The organism is Butyrivibrio sp. WCD2001, from assembly GCF_000424485.1.
In the GTDB taxonomy this organism is placed as follows: domain Bacteria; phylum Bacillota; class Clostridia; order Lachnospirales; family Lachnospiraceae; genus Butyrivibrio.
Map to the genome: position 1 here is coordinate 91,705 of NZ_AUJZ01000010.1, position 21,341 is coordinate 113,045.

Consider the following 21,341-nt stretch of genomic DNA (forward strand, 5'->3'; position numbering starts at 1 on the left):
TCCAAAACTCAGATACAACCATTATTTAAAAGAAACGCGATACTCTGCGTCAAAAGAGTCGCCCGGATTAAGGAGCTGCTCAAAGTCGCGGTCTTTTAATTCACCTGAAAATCCCTCTGCGTCAGCTCTTCCATACCAGGGCTCGAGGCAGATGAACGGAGCATTTTTACCGACGGGAGACCAGATTCCAAGAAGCGGAGCATCGAAGGTCATCTCAACGAAAACATCGCCTTCTGCATTTTTGATGCTGGCACCGCTAACCTGGCTGTTCTCCAGAATGATCGCGCCGCCGTCGAAGGTGTGCTCATCAACTTCGAAGGATTTGTCGTTCTTCAGAGTAAGTTCATAGGTCTCGTTTGCAGCGAGAGGATCATGGAACTTTCTCACAGTGAGGACATCCTTATCTGTTTTTAATACTACTGAATTTCCTTTCAATGTGCCTTCAGAGCTGAGCTCGCAGTTAAATGCCGGATGAGCTCCGATCGCAAAAGGCATATCGTCTTTTCCTGTGTTTTCTACCGTCCATCCCACAATAATACTGTCACCATCAAGCTTGTAGGAGATGGTCAGCTTAAAATCAAAGGGATATTTTGAAAGTGTTGTTTCATTTGAAGTAAGGGAGAAAACTGCACAGTCATCAGCTTTTTCCTCAAGCTCAAATTCCATATCTCTTGCAAAGCCGTGCTGGCCCATGGGATATTCGTGGCCGCCAACCCTGTATTTGCCGTCTGCAACAGCACCTACAAAAGGAAAGAGTACTGGTGAGGTGCGATTCCAAAATGCGGGATCTGCGCACCACATATATTCCTTACCACCTTTTTTGATACTTTTTAACTCAGCACCGGCTGTCTCAATCTCAGCGATAATCACATTATTGGTAAGACTAGTTCTCATAGTTCTGTTCCTTCCTGAAAATGGTATATGCCATTTTATTATCTAATCAGTTAACGATATTTCTTTTTTCGCCCTTTTCAAAAGCGGCTATGTTCTTAGCTACTTCATCGACGCAGCGGATTCTGGCTTCAACACTGGCCCAGGCCATGTGAGGTGTAACAAAGAGCTTCTGACTGTCCTTGATTCTAAGAAGCGGGCTGTCCTTTTTCATAGGCTCTACAGTAAGAACGTCGAGGCCGGCGCCTGCGATCTCACCCTGTTCAATTGCATTTGCAAGATCATCCTCGTTAACTACGGGGCCTCTTGCAACGTTGATGAGATATGCGGTTTTCTTCATCTTCTTAAATGCAGCTGCATCGATAAGATTTCGTGTGCTGTCTGTGAGAGGGCAGTGGAGAGAGAGAATGTCGCTTCGCTCTAAGAGCTCGTCAAAACTTACCATCTCGTAAGCTTTGTCCTCATCCTTGTGCTCGGTTCTTCCTGAAGCGGAGTAGAAGATAACTTTTGCTCCGAAGGCAGTTGCTATCTGGGCAACTTTTCTTCCGATATTACCCATTCCGATGATACCCCAGGTCATACCGTCGATTTCATGATAGGGGATGTCAAGCTTGCAAAAGTATTCCTGAGCCGCATATTCGCCGCTTTTCACAAACTCATCATAGTCCTTGAGGCTCTCCATCAGATAAAAGAGAAGTGCAAAGGTATGCTGAGCAACGGACATAGTAGAATATCCCGCAACGTTAGCGACCTTCACACCGCGCTCTGCACAGGCTTTGATGTCGACGTTGTCGAAGCCTGTTGCAAACTCGCAGATGAGCTTTAAATCCGGAGCTTTATCGAGAATTTCCGTGGTTATTTTTGACTTGTTGATGCAAAGGACCTCAACTCCTGCAAGGCGCTCTGCGGCATTGTCTGCTGTCACTTTGTTCTTATAATATGTAACGTCACCGATTTTTGAAAACTCGGTGTAATCAAGATCATTTCCCACGCTGTCAATTTCTGCTGCTACTATTTTCATGATTTTTGTCCTTTCTATGTATATTTGACCGTAAGTGGCTATAAACCCTATATATTTTCGCATGTTATAGGGAAAAATGGAATAGTGAGCGCGTTTTTTGGATTGTTTTTATTCATGGTGTGAGATATTATTATAGAAGCGCTTATTTTGTAGTAAAGGAGAATGTATTATGACATTTGAAGAAGCTAAGAAAAAACTTGAAGCAAACGGACAGATGCATGTCCTCAAGTATTATGATGAGCTTTCAGATGCTGAGAAGGCAGCTCTTCTTCAGCAGATTGATGAGACTGATTTCGAAGTTCTGAAAAATGCAAAGAATTTAGGTCATGGTTCAGAGAGAGGAAAATTCGAGCCTCTTGCATGCATGCAGCTTTCAGAGATTGAGAAGAGAAAAGATGAGTTTAATAAGATCGGTACAGAGGCAATTCAGCAGGGTAAGGTTGCTGCATGTCTTCTTGCCGGCGGTATGGGTACAAGACTCGGCTCCGATGATCCTAAGGGAATGTACAACATCGGTCTTACAAAGGAAGTATTCATTTTCCAGAGAATTATAGAGAACCTTCTTGATGTTGTTAATGCAACAGGTTCATGGATCCATCTTTTCATTATGACAAGTGAGAAGAATCACGAGAAGACAGTTAACTTCCTTACAGAGAAGAATTTCTTCGGATATAAGGCTGACAAGGTTACCTTCTTCAAGCAGGACATGGCTCCCGCTTCAGATTACGAAGGTAAGGTTTATATGGAAGAAAAGGGACGCATCTCCACATCACCCAACGGTAATGCAGGATGGTTTTCTTCTATGATTAAAGCAGGTCTTGATAAGACACTTCACGCTGAAGGTATCGAGTGGGTTAACATCTTCGCAGTTGACAACGTACTTCAGAGAATCGCAGATCCCTGTTTCGTAGGTGCTACAATCGCACAGAAGGCAGAGGTTGGTGCTAAGGTTGTTAAGAAAAATGCTCCCGATGAGGGCGTTGGTGTTATGTGTCTTGAGGATGGCAAGCCTTCAATCGTTGAGTACTATGAGCTCACACAGGAGATGATGGATGCCAAGGACGAGGCAGGAGATCCCGCATACAACTACGGTGTTATCCTTAACTACCTCTTCAATGTACCTGCACTTGAGAGAATCGCAAAGAATGAACTTCCTCTTCACGTTGTTGAGAAGAAGATTCCTTTCATAAATGATAATGGCGAGCTTGTTAAGCCCGAGACACCCAACGGATGCAAGTTCGAGCAGCTGGTTCTTGATATGATCCACGAGCTTGACAGCTGTGTACCTTACGAGGTTGTTCGTGAGAAAGAATTCGCACCTATCAAGAATAAGACTGGTAAGGATTCGGTTGAATCAGCAAGAGAGTTGTGCAAGAAGAATAACATAGAGTTATAAACATTTGGGAGGATAGAGTATGGCAATATTAGTTACAGGTGGTGCCGGATATATCGGAAGCCACACAGTTGTTGAACTTCAGAACGCAGGATATGACGTAGTTGTTATGGATAACCTTGCCAATGCAAGCGAGAAGGTTCTTGCGCGCGTTGAAGCCATCACAGGAAAAAAGGTTCCTTTTTATAAGGCAGACATCCGCGACAGAGAAGGCCTTGAGGAGATTTTTACAAAGGAAAAGATCGACAGCGTTATTCACTTCGCAGGACTTAAGGCAGTAGGTGAATCAGTTCAGAAGCCTTGGGAGTACTATGATAACAACATCACAGGAACACTTACTCTTGTTGATGTAATGAGAAAGCATGGCTGCAAGAACATCATCTTCTCATCTTCAGCAACTGTTTACGGCAATCCCGCATTTATTCCGATTACTGAGGAGTGTCCTAAGGGACAGTGCACCAATCCTTACGGATGGACAAAGTCAATGCTTGAGCAGGTTCTTTCAGACATTCAGTTTGCTGATAAGGAATGGAATGTGGTTCTTCTTAGATACTTCAATCCTATCGGTGCTCACAAGAGCGGTACTATGGGTGAGAACCCCAACGGTATACCGAACAACCTCATGCCTTACATTACACAGGTTGCTGTAGGAAGACTTCCTAAGCTCAATGTATTCGGTAACGACTATGATACACCCGACGGAACAGGTGTCCGCGATTACATCCATGTAGTTGATCTTGCAGTAGGACATGTTAAGGCTCTTAAGAAACTTGAGCCCGGCAGCGGACTTTCAATCTATAACCTCGGTACAGGCGTTGGTTACAGTGTTCTTGATATCGTAAAGAACTTCGAGGAAGCTAACGGAGTTAAGATCCCTTACGAGATTCAGCCCAGACGTGCAGGAGACATCGCTACATGCTACTCAAATGCTGACAAGGCTAAGAAGGAGCTTGGATGGGAGGCACAGAACGGTATCCGTGAGATGTGCGAAGATTCCTGGAGATGGCAGAGCCAGAATCCTAACGGCTACGAGGACTAAATAAGGACACATGTTTAGACTTTGGGTAAGACTTATAAAGGACAACCACCTTTTAAAAGATACCGTCATAGAAGACAATTCGATGGACACCAGAACCCACAAGGTTATGAATGCTCTCGAGAAAGCCTGTTATGACATGGATCTTAGTAAGCCGATATGGCTAAAGTCCACTGTTCACGATTTTCAATTACATAACAAATGCAGATTTACAAAGGATGCATTTATTGAGGAAATTCCGTTTGATTACATGGAGATTCAGGTAATCGAAGAGGACGACTTCTATTATTGATTAATATATTTCCCACACTTGAAACAAACATTTAGTTTGGATTTAGGTATGGGAAATATTTTTTTGATACTTTTATCACAATTTCGTCACAAACTGAAACTATACTGAATCTTGTAAAAAACAAATGAGAGAACTTATTTATCAAATTTATCAAAGAAAAGAGGTAATGAACGATGTTTGATAATGAAAATAACGAGCAACAAAATAATCAGGAAACGGGGTTTGGAAGGGAAGCTGAAACTAACAACGCACAGAGCGAAAACACCTATAGTCAGGGCAATAACTCTTACGGACAGAATCAGAACACCTATGGACAGGGTGGTAACAATACCTACGGTCAGGGGACATACAACCGAAACAATACGTACGGTAACTACACAGGCTCCGGAAACAACGGCTCAGGTTACGGCCAGAACAACAATACCTACGGTAACTACAATTACAACAACCAGGGAACCTATGGTAATTACCAGTATTCTTATCAGCCCGGTATGAATGGAGGAAACGGTCCTAAGAAATCAGGGACAGGAAAGAAAGTTGCAGCTGCGATAGCTATCGCACTTGTTCTTTGTCTGGGACTCGGTGCAGGCTACTATAGCATGACCAGAATTTCACAGATTCCTGCTGCCACAGAGAAAGACGATCAGGCTAAGGCAGAGGAAAAGAGTATAGAAAAGGACAACAGCGAGACTGTTGACGAGCCGGATGTAGCAGCAGCTAAAGAAGAGACCGGCAGCACAGATTCTGTTCTGGGAAGTGGAGACAATGCAGGAATTGCACAGACAGAGACAGTAGAAAGTTCAAGAACAGTTGTTACAGATGTAACAGAGGTTGTTGCCAAGGCAATGCCTGCCATGGTTTCCATTAACAACAACTTCACACAGTCCTATAACTACTTCGGACAGACGTACAGTCAGGAACAGACAGCTTCCGGTTCAGGATTCATAGTAGGAACAAATGATACAGAGCTTTTAATTGCGACCAACTACCATGTTATTGAGGGTGCTGACTCTCTTGAGGTTCAGTTTGCAGATGACAGTAAGTCAGCAGCTGAGGTTAAGGGAACAGATTCTGATATGGATCTTGCAGTAATCGCAGTACAGCTTTCAGACCTTGCAGCAGATACCAGAAACGCTATCGCTATAGCAGCCCTTGGTGATTCCGATTCACTTACACTTGGTGAGCCCGCAATAGCAATCGGCAATGCGCTCGGATATGGCCAGTCAGTTACTACAGGTGTAGTAAGCGCTATCAACCGTGTAATTGACCTTGATGATGAAAAGCAGGGTACATTTATACAGACCAATGCAGAGATCAACCCCGGTAACTCCGGCGGTGCACTTTTAAATATCAACGGTGAGGTTATCGGTATCAACTCCAACAAGATTGGCGGTTCAACCGTTGAAGGTATGGGATATGCTATTCCGATTTCCATTGCTAAGCCTATCATTGAACAGCTTATGACAGAGAAGACACGCGCCAAGGTTGACGAGGACAACAGAGGCTATCTTGGAATCTCAGGTGTCAGCGTTACTTCTGATGTATCAGAGATGTACGGACTTCCTCTCGGTGTTTATGTAGCAGCTGTTTCTGAGGATGGCGGCGCTAAGGCAGCAGGTGTTCAGGAAAAAGATATCATCACAAAGTTTGATGGAAAAGAGATTTCTTCTATGGATGATCTCCAGAACAGACTGGCATATTATGAGGCAGGAGAGGTAGTAACAATCACTGTTCAGAGACAGGCATCAGGTGGATATCAGGAACAGGAGCTTCAGGTTACTCTGGGATCCAAGCAGACTGTTCAGTCCGACAGTGATGATACACAAGGCCAGAAGTACGATGGCGAACAGCAGCCCGATGCAAAACAGGAAGAAGGACAGGAAGGACAGCAGGGACAGCAGGGAATCGATCCCTTCTCAAATCCTTTCGGATTCGGTTTTGACTTTGGTAACTAAGCTTATTCATATAAAATAAATAGTACTCGGCAAAGAGAATAAACAGAAAAAGGTTAGGAACGAACTGCCTTTGAGCGATGATGCTCAGGGGCAGTTTTTCTTAAATTTATAGTGGGCGGGGCTCTGTTTTTAATGACATAGGTTTGCGAGGATATTATAATAGTTATAAATTTTTGTGAGGAATTTAGAGGAGACAAACTATAATGGCAGATAGATTTGATAATGATGATATGGACTTCAGGGAGGTTATGGATTCCTCCGTTGATGACACTCCGATAGAGAGAAAAGATACGACAGTGGAAGAGACTCCTAAAGAAGGTAATACATCCTCGCAGTCAAAGGACAATGAGAGCGAATATGAGGATGTGTGTTTCGTGTGCAGAAGACCTGAGAGCAAGGCTGGAAAAATGTTCCATCTTCCCAATGGAATAAGTGTATGCGATGACTGTATGCACAAGACGATGGATACGATCAGCCAGTTTGATTACCAGAATCTTTTAAACAACCCGGCTCTTATGGATGAGCTCAACAAGCATAGCGGTATGCCCGGCTTGAACTTTATGGATTTATCCAATTTTACCGGAGGCGCCGGAATCCCCAATTCTCAGAAGATCAAAAAGAAAAAAGAGGAAGATACCAGAGTTAAGCCTGAGTTCAATATAGAGAATATTCCTGCACCTCACAAGATCAAGGCGAAGCTTGACGATTATGTTATCGGTCAGGAGCAGGCAAAGAAAATTATATCCGTTGCGGTTTACAACCACTATAAGAGAGTTAAGACCGGCACCATGGATGATATTGAGATTGAGAAGTCCAATATTCTTATGATCGGTCCTACCGGAAGCGGAAAAACTTATCTTGTTAAGACTCTTGCAAGACTTCTTGATGTGCCGTTGGCTATCACTGATGCTACCTCTCTCACTGAGGCGGGATATATCGGTGATGATATCGAAAGCGTTGTAAGTAAGCTTCTTGCGGCAGCAGGAAATGATATAGACAAAGCTCAGCAAGGTATCATTTTCATAGATGAAATTGATAAAATTGCAAAGAAAAAGAATACGACATCGAGAGATGTAAGCGGTGAATCGGTTCAGCAGGGAATGCTCAAGCTCCTTGAGGGTGCCGATGTTGAGGTACCTGTGGGTGCAAGCAGCAAAAATGCGATGGTTCCAATGGCGACCGTTAACACCAGAAATATTTTGTTTATATGCGGCGGAGCCTTCCCGGATATGGAGGATATAATAAAGCAGAGGCTGAATAAGCAGACCTCCATCGGTTTTGATGCCGACCTCAAGGACAAATGGGACAAGGATCCCGACCTTATCACTCAGGTAACCGTTGATGATCTCAAGAAATTCGGAATGATTCCCGAGTTCCTCGGACGTCTCCCTATAGTATGCACACTTAAGGGTCTCTCCAAGGAGATGCTTGTTCAGATATTAAAAGAGCCCAAGAACGCTATCTTGAAACAGTATCAGAAGCTCCTTGCGCTTGATGAGGTTAATCTGGAATTTGACGATGAAGCTTTGGAAGCCATAGCCGAGAAGGCGATGGAAAAGGATACAGGTGCCAGAGCGCTTCGCGCCATTATCGAGGAATTCATGCTGGATATCATGTATGAGATTCCGAAGGATGATAATATCGGAAGTGTTACCATTACCGGCGATTATATCAAGGGCAAGGGCGGCCCGGTGATTGAACTCAGAACTACGGAAGTTCTTAAGGGGATTGGGATGAAGTCGGCAGAGAACTGATAAGGGAAAGATAAAAGCCCCAGTGTATGCTATGGTGGATTTCAATCGATTATGCGTATTTTGCAACGAGATTGAAAGACACCATAGCATACGCTGGGGCTCATCGTTAGGCGGTAATGAAGGTGCCGGCTTTACCCTTGAGGGCGTCGGAGACCTCTGCAAGTGAGGTGATAAGGACGCTGCCTGAAGGATTATTCTTAAGGAATTCTATCGCGGCTTCGATCTTGGGAAGCATATCGGTAGCTCCAAACTGACCTTCTCTGATGTACTGCTCGGCTGCGGAGACATTCATGCGCTCGATGGGAGCCTGAGTGTCCTTGCCGAAATCGGTGTATACATAGGGAACGGAGGTCAGGATGATAAGTCTGTCAGCATTAAGATCTGAAGCCAGTTTTCCGGCGATGGCATCCTTCTCAATAACAGCTGATGCACCCTTTAATACATGACCCTGTTCGATAACCGGGATTCCGCCGCCGCCGCAGGCGATGACGATCTGGCCGGCATCAGAGAGTGTGCGGATGGCATCGATCTCAACAATATCTATCGGCTTGGGAGCAGCAACTATACGAAGATAACCTTTTCCCGGAACTTCCTGAACGAAGTTCCCTTTTTTAACTTCGTTATCGGCATCCTCTTTTGACATATATCTTCCGATAACCTTGGTCGGAGAATAGAAGGCTTCATCGTAGGGATCAACCGTAACCTGTGTAAGGATTGTGCTTACAGGGGTTGAAACACCGCGGCTTGTGAGCTCACTCTTAAGCGAATTCTGAAGATCGTAGCCGACATAACCCTGGCTCATTGCGCTGCAGACGCTCATGGGAGCGGGAGTATAGTCGATATAGATTCGGCGCAGCTCGGTCATGGCTTTGTGAATCATGCTGACCTGAGGTCCGTTACTGTGTGTGATGGTTAACTGATATCCTGCACAGGCGAGATCTGCGAGTGCTTTCGCAGTAACCTGAACGGCTTCCTTCTGCTCCATGGTGGTATAGCCGAGAGCTTCGTGTCCCAGTGATACCACTGCCTTCTTGTTTTCCATAGCGTTGCTCCTCCGTAAAAATCTGTTTTATAGATTGTATCATAAAAATAGACTGCGAGATACTTGGTAATTATGCATTTTTCAAGTATTTTCACATCTTCAGTTTGTTGTGTCTTCTGTCGTAGGTCATGATGCCGTTTACTTCCTCCTCAACGTCGGAGAGCTGCGTGTAAACTGCACCGGCAAGACCTTTCTTCTTAAGATTCTCTATGGTTTCATTCATAAGAGTGTTAAAGGCAGCTTTGAAATCGGCCACGGTATCGAACCTTTTGTAGCCATAGATTCTGTCTACGCTGCTGTGTCCCTCTACATAGCAGGTGTAACCGCCGTATTCGGAGATGACAAAGGCGCGGTGTTTTTTGTCTGCTATGACATCAAGAGGTCTGAAGTAATTATGTACACTTCTGAAATCACCGCCGTTTTCATCGAACCAGCCGCTTGCCTGATCGATAAGTCTGTTGTCGGCAAACTGCCTTGTCTGGATAGTAGCGGCGGAAGCATTGAACTGTCCCCAGCCCTCGTTGAAGAGAACCCAGACTGAGATACTCGGAACGTTGATCAGATGCTGGATTGTTTCCTCCATCTCCTCAGTCCATTCCTTTCGGCCCTCTGCGGAGCCTCTTGAAAACATGTGATAGTTTGTGGGACCATCAGGCATGTGTCCGAACACGCCGGGGAACAGAGTGGGAAGATAGCTCACTACGGGCTTTGCATAGGAAGAACCTCCGCTTACCATGTCCTGCCAGACGATCATTCCGAGCCTGTCGCAGTGATAGTACCACCTTGCTGCCTCAACTTTTATATGCTTCCTTAGCATGTTGAAGCCAAGGGATTTCATCTCTTCTATATCAAAAATGAGTGCTTCATCGCTCGGCGCAGTATATAATCCGTCGGGCCAGTAACCCTGATCGAGGACGCCGTTAAGGAAATAGGGCTCTCCATTCAGGAAAAAGAGGGGATGTCCTTCAGCATCAAGCTGCCTTGTAAAGGAGCGCATTCCGAAATAACTCCAGGCGGTATCGCTTCCTGCAGTTAACTGAATCTGATAGAGATAGGGATCCTCGGGACTCCAAAGGTGAGGCTTTGGCATCGCAATTTTGCAGGAATAAACATAAGTCGAAGCGCCTTTTCCTTCGATGTCGGGTGAGTAGGTGCTGAGCTCGTCGGAGGAATGGGTAATTGAACCGTAAAAATCCTCGGGCTCAAAGCGGTCCCTGGTCTTATCACTTCTGTGAACAGTGTCGCCCTCATTTTCTGCGATAAGGATCTGCCCCTCTGAGTCATATATTTTTAAAGAGACAGGGCACTCGCCGTTTGTATGCATGGTTATGTAGATCATGTCGAGGTCTCTGTCGGGAACGATTCTGTAGGAGGTGATGTGAGTTTCCGGAACAATCTCCATCCAAACCGTTTGCCAGATTCCGCTCTGCGCAGTGTAATACATACCTCCGCGCTTTAAAGTCTGCTTACCTCTGCTGTGATAAGAGGTGTCGCTGTCATCCTGGACGCAGACGGTCAGTGTTCCTGCAAGTCCTGACTGCGATGAAGTCATGGCATCCGTGATATCAACGGTGAAAGGAAGATATCCGCCATTGTGGGCGCCGACGGGAGTTCCGTTTATAAATACGATGGCTCTCTGGTCGATCGCACCAAAATGAAGAAGAACTCTGGATTTTTCATCGGGAAGAGTGATTCCTGAAAGTTCCTTTTTATACCAAAGATATTCATCAGGCTGCAATTGTCTCTCAACTCCCGAAAGAATTGATTCGGGAGAAAAGGGAACGAGGATCTGCCCATCCATTTCTTTTGGGTGAACGTCACTTTTTGAGAAAGCATATTCCCAAAGACCGTTAAGATTGATATAACTGTTTCTCTTGAACTGCGGACGAGGATATTCCGTTAGGACATGATCCTTGTCCAGATTGTCTCCCCAAACAGTGGTAAGCCTGTGGAGCACATCATCCTCATGAGTTTTATCTATTGCCTTAATTGCATTGAGCAGATCCATTTTCATAACATTTCCCCTAAAAAATATTAAGGCCATCCGATTACTAAAAATGGATGGCGCATTAAGTTCGTGTTCAGACGTCGGTATTTTGGTTCTTAGAAGCTATCAGATCCTGATAGAAAGCGGCGATTGATGCCGAGTTGTAAACTCCGACCCATAGGAGCGGAATGAAACATGCAAGTACTCCGATGAGTGCGAGAGGAATGAAACTCAGATACAGTAAAAGGAGTCTGAATTTACTTCCTTTCATGAGCCTCATGCTGGCTTTTAAGATATCCGAGGTTCTCTTTTCCGGGAAATCCTGCAGGATATAATAAGACTGCGAAAATATGAGACGAATATAGATATTGGCGATCGTCATCACCACAGATATAAGCAGTGCAAACATTATGTATCTGGGATCGATAGAAACCGCGCTGTTATTGTTTTTAACCAGCATCGCCATCAAAACCTGCAGCGGAATGATGGTTAGTGTATTCGCTACAGCAATCGGAACATGAAGAAGAATTGCCTTGTCGGGATGATTTTTAAATCCGTGGAATAAATCCGACATGGAAACCGATTGCGCATAGACGACGTTCATAAAAAGATAAGCCAGTCCGGAGTCGAACACGCCGAGGAAAAGGTTCACCAGTATGGTAGACCCGAAGTAGGCAAAATATGTGATTAGATTAGTTGGAATAATTGCTGCGGTAATGATATTTATCATTAAGAAGGCTATGAACCTGTAGAGTACAACTGCAGCTATTGTCGTTCCGTATTTACCAAGAAGCCTTTCTCTTGCAATGGCTTTCAATGTTTTAGTGTTTTTTGTCTGTCTCATTTGTCATTTGACCCTATACTGCCGCATCAAAGCTCGAACCGATAAGACCACTGGCTGCATCGGCTGATTTGCGGTTTTTCTGATAGGGATTATCCTCATTTTTATACATAATCTGAGTTGTGGTAAGTCCACCTGATACATAGGTGCGTCCACACTCGGGGCAGACTGCTGTCTGAATTTTGACAGAAGCCTGAAGTACTTTGCCGTCGCCCTGGGCGGCCTTTTTATATGCGTTGGCTACGTGCTCCTGCTCGTGACCGCGCACTCTGGAAGGTGCTGCTTCAGGTGAAATATGTGCAGCGCTTTTAAAGGAAACATTTTCATCGGAACCGTCAATATACTTGCGGTTCTTACAAGTCTCACATTCAGCCGGTGAAGAACGCATACCGGGCTTCTTCTCGACGGATTCGCCGGGATTAAGTGTGACTTTCGTTTCGCCCTGAAGGGCTCCCGCAGCAGCTTCTGAAGCTGTCCCGGTGCCGCTGTTAAAAGCAGGGCCGAAAAATCCTGATGCATAAGAACTGTTAAATCCGATACCACTTATTCCGCTCATAAGCACACCCTCTACTGACTTTCTACAGGAAGGTCGATACTGATGCCGAGATTATCAGTGATTTCCTTGACCATGTCGTCAAAGCTCTCGCCGCTGATAGCCTGCGAGTACTGATTAACCATCCTGTGTGCTTCGGGATCGGTAAATACCGTCACGAAGGAGGTAACCATAAGTGCGTATCCCCCGATAAGCCCGATAAGACCAAAAATAATTCCCCTTTTGGCCTGCGGGTAGAGCTTCCCGTTCTGTTCTCTGGACAGGAAAGCCATTGTAATTGCAATTCCTCCAAGTATTATGGAGAAATACACGCTTAGTATAAGCGCGATTGAGATCAGACCCAGTATGGATGCCACAGAAGCAAATGAAACCCTTGGATTAAGAGGGTTGTGGGTCTGATTATACTCATAACTCTCAGTCATTTCTTAATTTTCACAGATTCGTATGCAGAAAAGGAATCTGTGAACTCCTCCTTTGCCACCAAAAGATGACAATACTTCAAGTTAATTGTACCGCAAAAAGCCCGAGAAGTGTATTAAAAATTGGTAAAATTACTGTGCAGTGACGGTCCGGTCCTGCCGGTGAAATTCGATTGGAAAAGTTCGCTTTGACATAGTAAAATATACGAGTGACCTTTGTTTGGAGGAAGCATTTTATTATTGCACAAGGAGTAAAACAGGCAAAATGGACATTTTACAGAAAATAACAGAAGAACTTAATGTACAGAAATGGCAGGTGGAAGCAGCGGTAAAGCTGATTGACGAGGGCAATACCATTCCTTTTATCTCCAGATACCGTAAGGAAGTAACAGGTTCCCTTAATGATGAACAGCTGCGAACCCTCGGTGAGAGACTTACATATTTAAGAGGTCTCGAGGAGAAAAAAGAGCAGGTTATTTCAAGCATTGAGGAGCAGGGTAAGCTTACTGATGAGCTTAAAGCTAAGATTATTGCTGCGCAGACCATGGTAGCCGTTGAAGACTTATACAGACCATACAGACCGAAGAGAAAGACCAGAGCCTCTGTGGCTAAGGAGAAGGGACTTGACGGTCTTGCAGATATTATCAGGGCTCAGGAGACTACTAAGAGCCTTGTTGAGGAGGCAACTCCTTATGTAAATGCCGGAAAAGAAGTTAAGAATATACAGGAAGCAATCCAGGGTGCTATGGATATCATTGCCGAGGAGATTTCCGACAATGCCGATTATCGTACCTATATCCGTGAGGAGACCTGGAATCAGGGCTTCGTAACCTCCAATGCCAAGGACGAGAAGGCAGAGAGCGTCTACGAGATGTATTACAACTTCGAGGAGCCGGTTAATAAGATCCTCGGACACAGAGTGCTCGCACTTAACCGAGGTGAGGCAGAGAAGTTCCTCACAGTTAAGATCACAGCTCCTGAGGAGCAGATCCTTCGTTTCCTTGAAAAGAAGACAATAACAAAGGAAAATCCTGAGACAACTCCCGTACTTCAGGCCGTTTGTAAGGATTCCTATGACAGACTTATCGCTCCCGCTATTGAGCGCGATATCAGAAATGAGCTCACGGAAAAAGCAGAGGACAGCGCCATCGGCGTATTTGGCAAGAACCTTGAACAGCTTCTTATGCAGCCTCCTATCGCAGGAAAAACGGTTCTCGGATGGGATCCCGCTTTCAGAACAGGCTGTAAGCTTGCAATAGTAGATGCTACAGGAAAAGTGCTCGATACAAAGGTTATCTATCCCACAGCGCCACAGAATAAGGTTGAGGAAGCAAAGGCAGAACTTAAAAAGCTCATCAAGAAGTATGACGTTGACCTTATTTCAGTTGGTAACGGTACTGCTTCCAGAGAATCAGAGCAGGTTATCGTCGAGCTTATTAAGGAACTTGATAAGCCCGTTCAGTATGTAATCGTAAACGAGGCAGGCGCCTCGGTTTATTCGGCAAGTAAGCTTGCAACAGAGGAGTTCCCTCAGTTTGACGTAGGACAGAGAAGTGCGGCTTCCATCGCTAGACGTCTTCAGGACCCTCTTGCAGAGCTTGTAAAAATCGATCCCCAGAGCATCGGCGTCGGCCAGTATCAGCACGATATGAACCAGAAGAAGCTTGGTGAAGCCCTTTCAGGCGTGGTTGAGGACTGTGTTAATAAGGTAGGTGTTGATCTTAACACTGCATCAGCACCGCTCCTTACATATATTTCAGGTATCAGCAAGGTTATTGCCAAGAATATCGTTGATTATCGTGAGGCTAACGGAAAATTCGAGAGCAGAGACGAACTTCTTAAGGTTCCGAAGCTCGGACCCAAGGCTTATGAGCAGTGCGCAGGATTTTTGCGTATTCACGACGGTAAGAATGCCCTTGATGACACAAGCGTGCATCCGGAGTCCTATGAGGCAGCAGAGAAGCTTATGGATAAGCTCGGCCTCACCATGGAGGATGTAAGGGAAGCTCAGAAGAAGAGTGCCAAGGCTAAAGCTGAAGCTAAGAAGGCAGAAGCTAAGACTCAGGCTAAGCCGAAGCAGAAGAAGGAAAAGCAGTTTGTTGTTAAGAATACAAATACAGCTATGGGTGCTGCGCTGGCAGCAGCTCTTGGCGGGGTAAGTCTCAGCCAGGATACGGAACCTGCAGCAAAGGAAACATCCGGTCAGAAGGGCGGCAATGCAGCAGCTTCAGGAAGCCTTCTTAAGAAAGTTGGCGATAAGAAGAAGCTTGCAGAGGAGCTCGGAGTAGGTGAGATCACTCTCACAGATATCCTCTCAGAGCTTGAGAAGCCTTCCCGCGACCCCAGAGAGAGCATGCCCGCACCTATTCTTAGAAGTGACGTCATGGATATGAAGGACTTAAAGCCTGGAATGATCCTTAAGGGAACAGTCAGAAACATCGTAGACTTCGGTGCTTTCGTAGATATAGGAGTTCACCAGGACGGACTTGTTCACATCTCACAGATCACAGACCGCTACATCAAGCATCCTCTTGATGCAGTAAGCGTCGGTGATATCGTTGATGTTCAGGTAATTGAGGTAGATGTGAAGAAGCAGAGAATCGGACTTACAATGAAGATTAAGAAGTAAAAAATACGTTAATGTTTAAAAATGCCACCATGGTGTAAGCTGCGGTGGCATTTATTATGTGCATTTTTATTTATTTTTTCCGTATCTTAAGGGTCTTGCTACATGAACATTGAAAAACTCGATGAGAGGTCCCATGAAAAATGCGGTGATTATTGTTCCTATTCCTGGAAGAACACCCATCGCAAAACCAAGGCCTGTACAGATGAGGTCTCCTGCAATTCTGAGAATTCTAAAATCCCAGCCCTTTTGTTCTGAAAGTGACAGTGCTATGGCATCATAGGTTGATACCCCAAGATCGCTGGTAAAATACAGAGCTGACGCAAAGCACATGATTACAATCGCTACGATAAGGAAGAGCATTTTTACTATAAATGAAGGATTGGGAATCAGCTTTGTCCAAAAGGCATGTGACCAGTCAACTACATATCCCAGCAGGAACAGGTTGATGAAGGTGGCGATTCCGATCTTTTTCTTATCAAGGAAGAAATCGAATACCAGAAGCACCATGTTGATTACCATGTAGACGATGCCATATCCTATCACGGGATTATCGGTATAGTCTGTGAAAAATCTAGGTGCTCCGCCTGTCAAAATGTGCTGCAACTGTGTCCAGATTCCGTGGGCAAATACCTGAAAGGGATCCATTCCCATAAGTGAAAACTGGAACATTCCTACCGAAAAGCCTGCTATAAGTACGCCACCCAAAGTCATGGCAAGGCGTCTTTTCATTTCATTATCAAATTTTTTAAACATATCTTTTGCCTCCATCGAGCAATATTATCAAATCTCTCATTTGGCAATAATGTCATTTTGGGTGTTCTTTTTCAAAAAATCATGCCTTTTTGTGCTCTTTGGAATCTACGCTGTAATCTAATACGATAGGCCTGGTACTGGTTTGTGCTTTTCCTTTCCATTTTATGTTGTAGTAGATAAGCTCTATTACGCAGCAGCACATCCAGCCTACAGGATAACCAAATCCAACCCATTTCGGGTCGTTTACTATGAAGTGAGTGAGTACAAAAAGATAAATCTGTCTTATTACTACGAAGGTTGCGATCATGATGACCATGGGGCCTCTTGAATCGCCGCGCCCTCTAAGAGCTGCAGCCAGCGTGTGGTTTACACAGTTGGCAATCAGGAAGAAAACGTTTGTCTGAATGAAAAGAGCTCCGAATTCAATTACAGATTCATCCGCTGAAAACAGCCTTATGGCCGGTCTTGCAAAGACAAACAGAAGAAAAGCTATCACAAAGGTGATACCTGTGGATAAGAGAATAGCGGATCTTGTGCCTTTTTCTGCACGATCCTCTTTTCCTGCGCCGATATTCTGACTGACAAAGGTAGTGGCTGCCATGGCAACGCTGGACATGGGCAGCATTATGAAGGTATCTAGCTTGTTATAGCTGCTCCAGCCTGCCATGCAGCTTGAACCGAAGTGATTAATATAGGATTGAACGAATACATTTGAAAAAGCTGTGATGACTGACTGTATTCCTGCGGGGAGACCAACCATGAATATGCCTTTAAGGATTCCTGCATCGAGTGTTAAGTCTTTCCATATAAGCTTATAAATGTCATTGGTCCTTGTCAGAAGCATAAGTGTCAGAATAGCTGATATCATCTGAGAGATGATGGTCGCATAGGCTACACCTGCAATTCCTGCGTGGAGCCCAATTACGAAAACAAGGTCAAGAACTATGTTCATAAGGCTTGTAAGAATGAGGAACATAAGAGGTCTGGTGGTATCGCCTACAGCCCTTAAGATACCACTACCCATGTTGTAGATTAGAAGACCGGAAAAACCAAGAAAATATATCCTGAGGTATGTAGTAGCATCCGGCATAACATCTTCAGGAGTGGCCATAAATTTAAGCATAGGTGTAACGCCGATACTTCCAATTATTGTAAAGAGAACGCAGAAGATGAGTGTAGTTGCAATGGTGGTTTCGATAGCAAGGTGGAGACCTTTTAAATCCTTTCCTCCAAAATATCTGGAGATCAGAACGCCTGCTCCGATTGAAAATCCGTTAAAAAAGAACACCAGCATATTTACAATCATGGTGGTGGAGCCCACTGCCGCAAGGGCCTCTTTTCCTACGAAATTGCCCACCACGATCGAATCTACGGTGTTATATAACATCTGAAAAATATTACCGAACATAAGCGGGAGAGAAAACGTAATTATCTGTTTTAAGATTGAACCGCTTGTCATGTTTCTTGTTGTAGTTTTTTGTGCCATTTTTTGTATCCCTGGTTTTGCTTATTTTATTTGTTTTTATGTAAAATCACTTTGAATAGTTTCCATTTATAAAGTTTAGCACAAAGGGATAGTTTGTTGTCTTACCGAAATTTGTCTTTTTATGTCCGTTTTTTGACATGATTTCTTATATCAGTCAGATGTTGGCTACACATTTTTTCAGATAATCCTGCGCCAATTCCGAGTGTAATTAAGTCGTTGTCGGATATGTTCTTTCCTTTACCATTCACAGATGTTGTATGTTCGCCCCAGTAGGTATCACTATAGGTGAGATCGTATGCCGGTGCCAGTTTCCAACCATTCATATCTGTATAAAGAAATGAAAAGTTCTTAGTATGATCATCTCTGTTATGAGCCAATACGTTGAAACACATTATTTTATACAACTGTTCTTTGTCATAAGTGGCATCTTTTGTAAGCACTCTTACTAATTTGAAAAAAGCCTCATAATCACATGAGGGAAATCGAAAATCTGCCTCTAAAAGTGCTGCGAAGGTTATGGTGAATATTTTTTCTCCGCTTTTTCTGTCAAATCGTTCGGTTTTAAAGTAACCGTCACAGACAGAAGATGGAATAAGTTCTGCTTCAGTCATGGAAATGCCGCAGTTTTTAGCGCATATGGAATAGTCATATTCGCGTTTTCCACTAACTTCGGGATCGGTTTTGGCTGGGAATTTCACAATCCATTCCCGATTTCCTTCGGAAAGAAGTATTTTGGGACGTGTTCCACCACTTGATCCACCCATTTTATAGAGTATATCCAATTGCTCAGTATGCTTTGATGATAGGATATTTGCGCATTCTTTCGCAATCATATCATAGTCAAGGCCAATATTTTTCAAATCAAAGTCGGATTCCTTAGATGGTAAATATTCAAGAGCGCCCATTCCGCTTTGGCCTACATATGCTAAACGTTCAAGAGTTGATATTTCTCCACGCTTTATTCCAAGTGTCTCAAGATGTCGGTCTAATAACAGCTCACCCCAGCTATCCGGCAGGCTGTCAGCAAAAACGCCGAACAAACCACCAAAACGGTCCATAGCCCTTTCGTTAGGCACAAAGACATCATTCCGTAGAGGTAATGAAAAGGGGCTAATGGCAAAGCCATTTCTTTGCCACTCGCTACTATATTGAAAGGCAATTCTCTTGTCGGGAGTTTCCGCAAGTGTTCCCACATGATGTCCGTGATAATATACGTCAAGTGTCTTATTTGTTCGCATTTATAACTTCCTCAATACTGTTGTAAACGGGTTCGGTAAATAGTTCATTGAGTTCATTAACAACGCCAAGTTCCATGGTTAGTTTTATAAATGATTCCAAAGATATTTGCCCGGTCTTTTCAAATTTTCGGAGCGTAGCATAGCTTACATTACTACGTCCTGCTAATTCTTTTTGGGTTATCTTTTTTCTTTTTCTGATATCTCTTATTTTTGTTGCTAATCTTTTTGCAACGTCAGAAGGGGTGTCCCATAAATAATCCATGTTCAATTCTCCTATTGCTATAATAATAGCATTTTAGCTCGTTTAATTCAATAAAATGCTATCATGATAGCAAAAAAGAGCTGCCAATTGGCAGCTCCGAGTATATAAATTTCAAATAACGAGTTTATTAGTTTGGATATTTTTTTTCATATATTTATGAGCCGTTTTTTCAGTAATTTATAAAAATATCTTGCAAGAATCAAATTAATATAGTAGTGTATCTTAAAGATATGACAATTCCATATTGTGACATTTCTCTTATTCAGAGTGGTGGAGATACATAGGATCTGTGAAGCCACGGCAACCCCGGACATCCGGAAGGTGCCAACCTGAGCGTAGTGAGTAAGTGATCGAGTGCTGGATTTACAGTTATTTATACCAGCAGGATCTGCGAGCAATAAGAGGATTTGATTATCTGATATCAGGTCCGCTTGGCTGCGCAGCTAAGCGGATTTATTATTTGTTCTTTTTGAACAAATGTCCACGTTTTTGTTTGAGCGCTGTGAGCGCAGAAAGGAAATTTAAAATGGCAGAAAAGTTTATTTTTACTTCTGAGTCAGTTACTGAGGGACATCCCGACAAAATTTGTGATAACATCTCCGATGCTATCCTTGATGCTTGCCTTGAGCAGGATCCCATGAGCCGTGTTGCTTGCGAGACAACTGCATGCACAGGTTTCGCACTTATCACAGGTGAGATCACAACCAAGGCTGTTGTTGATTACGCTAAGATCGCAAGAGAGACAATCGTTGAGATCGGTTATGACAGCTCAGAGAAGGGCTTTGATGGTAACACATGTGCTGTTATGGTAGCTCTTGATCAGCAGTCAGCAGATATCGCTATGGGTGTTGATAAGGCTATCGAGGCTAGAGAGAACAAGATGACTGACGAAGAGATCGAGGCAATCGGTGCCGGCGATCAGGGTATGATGTTCGGTTATGCTACAAACGAGACAGAGGAGCTTATGCCCTACGCTATCTCTCTTGCTCACAAACTTACAAAGAAGCTTACAGAGGTTCGTAAGGACGGAACTCTTGCTTATCTTAGAGCAGACGGTAAGAGCCAGGTTTCTGTTGAGTACGATGAGAACGGCAAGCCTGTAAGACTTGAGGCTATCGTTGTTTCAACTCAGCATGATGAGAAGGTTACACAGGAGCAGATTCACGCTGACATCAGAAAGTACGTTATTGATGCAGTTGTAGATTCAGCTATGGTTGATGAGAACACAAAGATTTACATCAATCCCACAGGTCGTTTTGTAATCGGCGGACCTCAGGGTGATGCAGGTCTTACAGGACGTAAGATCATCGTTGATACTTACGGCGGCGCTGCTCGTCACGGCGGCGGTGCTTTCTCCGGTAAGGATTGCACAAAGGTTGACCGTTCAGGTGCTTACGCAGCTCGTTATGTTGCAAAGAACATCGTAGCTGCTGGTCTTGCTGACAAGGCTGAGATTCAGCTTTCATATGCTATCGGTGTTGCACAGCCCACATCAATTCTTGTTGATACATTCGGCACAGGTAAGGTTTCCGATGAGAAGCTTACAGAGGCTGTTCGTAAGGTATTCGACCTTCGTCCCGCAGGAATCATCAAGATGCTCGACCTTCGTCGTCCTATCTACAAGCAGACAGCTGCTTACGGACACTTTGGCCGCAACGATCTTAACCTTCCTTGGGAGAAGACAGACAAGGCTGAGGAGCTTAAGAAGGCAGTTAACGCATAAGCCAATCTTGCTAAATTTGTTTTAATTACATAAGTATATTTACGGCACCCTCTATTCTGAGATAAT

At 44.1% G+C, this 21,341-nt stretch carries 18 protein-coding genes and 1 riboswitch; of the genes, 7 read left to right on the forward strand and 11 right to left on the reverse strand.

Going from position 1 to position 21,341, the window contains the following annotated elements; all coding sequences use genetic code 11:
* Positions 1-21: 21 nt before the first annotated feature.
* Positions 22-894: an aldose 1-epimerase family protein gene (locus G630_RS0110655; protein ID WP_026498542.1), complete on the reverse strand. Its 873-nt coding sequence runs from the start codon at positions 892-894 to the stop codon at positions 22-24.
* A 46-nt stretch (positions 895-940) separates the two neighbouring features.
* On the reverse strand, positions 941-1,912 hold the full coding sequence (locus G630_RS0110660) for a D-2-hydroxyacid dehydrogenase (RefSeq protein ID WP_026498543.1): 972 nt from the start codon (positions 1,910-1,912) through the stop codon (positions 941-943).
* 169 nt (positions 1,913-2,081) lie between these two features.
* Between G630_RS0110660 and G630_RS0110665 the strand changes: the two genes are divergently transcribed.
* The 5 genes from G630_RS0110665 to clpX all read left to right on the forward strand — a co-directional run bounded on the left by G630_RS0110665 (position 2,082) and on the right by clpX (position 8,342).
* The gene (locus tag G630_RS0110665; protein ID WP_026498544.1) at positions 2,082-3,308 is read left to right on the forward strand and encodes a UTP--glucose-1-phosphate uridylyltransferase; all 1,227 of its coding nucleotides are present in this window, start codon (positions 2,082-2,084) and stop codon (positions 3,306-3,308) included.
* 19 nt (positions 3,309-3,327) lie between these two features.
* Positions 3,328-4,344: a UDP-glucose 4-epimerase GalE gene (gene galE / locus G630_RS0110670; protein ID WP_022763363.1), complete on the forward strand. Its 1,017-nt coding sequence runs from the start codon at positions 3,328-3,330 to the stop codon at positions 4,342-4,344.
* 10 nt (positions 4,345-4,354) lie between these two features.
* Complete coding sequence (locus tag G630_RS0110675) at positions 4,355-4,633, forward strand: hypothetical protein (protein WP_026498545.1); 279 nt, start codon at positions 4,355-4,357, stop codon at positions 4,631-4,633.
* 173 nt (positions 4,634-4,806) lie between these two features.
* A complete protein-coding gene (locus tag G630_RS23590) occupies positions 4,807-6,588 on the forward strand; it encodes a S1C family serine protease (RefSeq protein ID WP_049946171.1) in 1,782 nt (593 codons plus the stop codon).
* A 203-nt stretch (positions 6,589-6,791) separates the two neighbouring features.
* Positions 6,792-8,342, forward strand: a complete 1,551-nt coding sequence (gene clpX / locus G630_RS0110685) for an ATP-dependent Clp protease ATP-binding subunit ClpX (RefSeq protein WP_026498546.1) — start codon at positions 6,792-6,794, stop codon at positions 8,340-8,342.
* Between the two features lie 106 nt (positions 8,343-8,448).
* Here the strand turns inward: clpX and arcC are convergent, their stop codons facing one another.
* The 5 genes from arcC to G630_RS0110710 form a co-directional block, all read right to left on the reverse strand.
* Positions 8,449-9,384 carry a carbamate kinase gene (arcC, locus tag G630_RS0110690; RefSeq protein WP_022763367.1) on the reverse strand — a complete coding sequence of 312 codons (936 nt, stop codon included), beginning with the start codon at positions 9,382-9,384 and terminating at the stop codon, positions 8,449-8,451.
* Positions 9,385-9,475: 91 nt separating this feature from the next.
* The gene (locus G630_RS0110695; RefSeq protein ID WP_242829927.1) at positions 9,476-11,398 is read right to left on the reverse strand and encodes a glycoside hydrolase family 2 protein; all 1,923 of its coding nucleotides are present in this window, start codon (positions 11,396-11,398) and stop codon (positions 9,476-9,478) included.
* Positions 11,399-11,465: 67 nt separating this feature from the next.
* Positions 11,466-12,215: a DUF975 family protein gene (locus G630_RS0110700; RefSeq protein ID WP_026498548.1), complete on the reverse strand. Its 750-nt coding sequence runs from the start codon at positions 12,213-12,215 to the stop codon at positions 11,466-11,468.
* 13 nt (positions 12,216-12,228) lie between these two features.
* Positions 12,229-12,768: a hypothetical protein gene (locus tag G630_RS21525; protein ID WP_022763370.1), complete on the reverse strand. Its 540-nt coding sequence runs from the start codon at positions 12,766-12,768 to the stop codon at positions 12,229-12,231.
* A gap of 11 nt (positions 12,769-12,779) precedes the next feature.
* Positions 12,780-13,187: a hypothetical protein gene (locus G630_RS0110710; protein WP_026498549.1), complete on the reverse strand. Its 408-nt coding sequence runs from the start codon at positions 13,185-13,187 to the stop codon at positions 12,780-12,782.
* A gap of 262 nt (positions 13,188-13,449) precedes the next feature.
* Between G630_RS0110710 and G630_RS0110715 the strand changes: the two genes are divergently transcribed.
* Entirely contained in the window at positions 13,450-15,813 is a 2,364-nt protein-coding gene (locus tag G630_RS0110715; RefSeq protein WP_026498550.1) for a Tex family protein, read from the forward strand.
* Positions 15,814-15,879: 66 nt separating this feature from the next.
* On the opposite strand, the gene G630_RS0110720 is transcribed toward G630_RS0110715, so the two are convergent.
* The 4 genes from G630_RS0110720 to G630_RS0110735 all read right to left on the reverse strand — a co-directional run bounded on the left by G630_RS0110720 (position 15,880) and on the right by G630_RS0110735 (position 19,552).
* Positions 15,880-16,566: a YczE/YyaS/YitT family protein gene (locus tag G630_RS0110720; RefSeq protein WP_022763373.1), complete on the reverse strand. Its 687-nt coding sequence runs from the start codon at positions 16,564-16,566 to the stop codon at positions 15,880-15,882.
* 79 nt (positions 16,567-16,645) lie between these two features.
* Positions 16,646-18,052: an MATE family efflux transporter gene (locus G630_RS0110725; RefSeq protein WP_022763374.1), complete on the reverse strand. Its 1,407-nt coding sequence runs from the start codon at positions 18,050-18,052 to the stop codon at positions 16,646-16,648.
* 119 nt (positions 18,053-18,171) lie between these two features.
* Positions 18,172-19,290, reverse strand: a complete 1,119-nt coding sequence (locus G630_RS0110730; protein ID WP_022763375.1) for a type II toxin-antitoxin system HipA family toxin — start codon at positions 19,288-19,290, stop codon at positions 18,172-18,174.
* Positions 19,277-19,552: a helix-turn-helix domain-containing protein gene (locus G630_RS0110735; protein WP_022763376.1), complete on the reverse strand. Its 276-nt coding sequence runs from the start codon at positions 19,550-19,552 to the stop codon at positions 19,277-19,279. The genes G630_RS0110730 and G630_RS0110735 overlap by 14 nt, the downstream gene beginning before the upstream one ends.
* Positions 19,553-19,807: 255 nt before the next feature.
* Positions 19,808-19,901, forward strand: a riboswitch (SAM riboswitch).
* A 177-nt stretch (positions 19,902-20,078) separates the two neighbouring features.
* On the opposite strand from G630_RS0110735, the gene metK reads away from it, so the two are divergent.
* Positions 20,079-21,275, forward strand: coding sequence for a methionine adenosyltransferase (metK, locus tag G630_RS0110740; protein WP_022763377.1), 1,197 nt, complete (start codon positions 20,079-20,081; stop codon positions 21,273-21,275).
* The last annotated feature ends 66 nt before the right edge of the window (positions 21,276-21,341 follow it).

Excerpts from the sequence above, each read along its gene's own strand:
- G630_RS0110655 (WP_026498542.1), bottom strand. The coding sequence starts at position 894 with ATGAGAACTAGTCTTACCAATAATGTGATTATCGCTGAGATTGAGACA.
- G630_RS0110660 (WP_026498543.1), bottom strand. The coding sequence starts at position 1,912 with ATGAAAATAGTAGCAGCAGAAATTGACAGCGTGGGAAATGATCTTGAT.
- G630_RS0110665 (WP_026498544.1), top strand. The coding sequence starts at position 2,082 with ATGACATTTGAAGAAGCTAAGAAAAAACTTGAAGCAAACGGACAGATG.
- galE (WP_022763363.1), top strand. The coding sequence starts at position 3,328 with ATGGCAATATTAGTTACAGGTGGTGCCGGATATATCGGAAGCCACACA.
- G630_RS0110675 (WP_026498545.1), top strand. The coding sequence starts at position 4,355 with ATGTTTAGACTTTGGGTAAGACTTATAAAGGACAACCACCTTTTAAAA.
- G630_RS23590 (WP_049946171.1), top strand. The coding sequence starts at position 4,807 with ATGTTTGATAATGAAAATAACGAGCAACAAAATAATCAGGAAACGGGG.
- clpX (WP_026498546.1), top strand. The coding sequence starts at position 6,792 with ATGGCAGATAGATTTGATAATGATGATATGGACTTCAGGGAGGTTATG.
- arcC (WP_022763367.1), bottom strand. The coding sequence starts at position 9,384 with ATGGAAAACAAGAAGGCAGTGGTATCACTGGGACACGAAGCTCTCGGC.
- G630_RS0110695 (WP_242829927.1), bottom strand. The coding sequence starts at position 11,398 with ATGAAAATGGATCTGCTCAATGCAATTAAGGCAATAGATAAAACTCAT.
- G630_RS0110700 (WP_026498548.1), bottom strand. The coding sequence starts at position 12,215 with ATGAGACAGACAAAAAACACTAAAACATTGAAAGCCATTGCAAGAGAA.
- G630_RS21525 (WP_022763370.1), bottom strand. The coding sequence starts at position 12,768 with ATGAGCGGAATAAGTGGTATCGGATTTAACAGTTCTTATGCATCAGGA.
- G630_RS0110710 (WP_026498549.1), bottom strand. The coding sequence starts at position 13,187 with ATGACTGAGAGTTATGAGTATAATCAGACCCACAACCCTCTTAATCCA.
- G630_RS0110715 (WP_026498550.1), top strand. The coding sequence starts at position 13,450 with ATGGACATTTTACAGAAAATAACAGAAGAACTTAATGTACAGAAATGG.
- G630_RS0110720 (WP_022763373.1), bottom strand. The coding sequence starts at position 16,566 with ATGTTTAAAAAATTTGATAATGAAATGAAAAGACGCCTTGCCATGACT.
- G630_RS0110725 (WP_022763374.1), bottom strand. The coding sequence starts at position 18,052 with ATGGCACAAAAAACTACAACAAGAAACATGACAAGCGGTTCAATCTTA.
- G630_RS0110730 (WP_022763375.1), bottom strand. The coding sequence starts at position 19,290 with ATGCGAACAAATAAGACACTTGACGTATATTATCACGGACATCATGTG.
- G630_RS0110735 (WP_022763376.1), bottom strand. The coding sequence starts at position 19,552 with ATGGATTATTTATGGGACACCCCTTCTGACGTTGCAAAAAGATTAGCA.
- metK (WP_022763377.1), top strand. The coding sequence starts at position 20,079 with ATGGCAGAAAAGTTTATTTTTACTTCTGAGTCAGTTACTGAGGGACAT.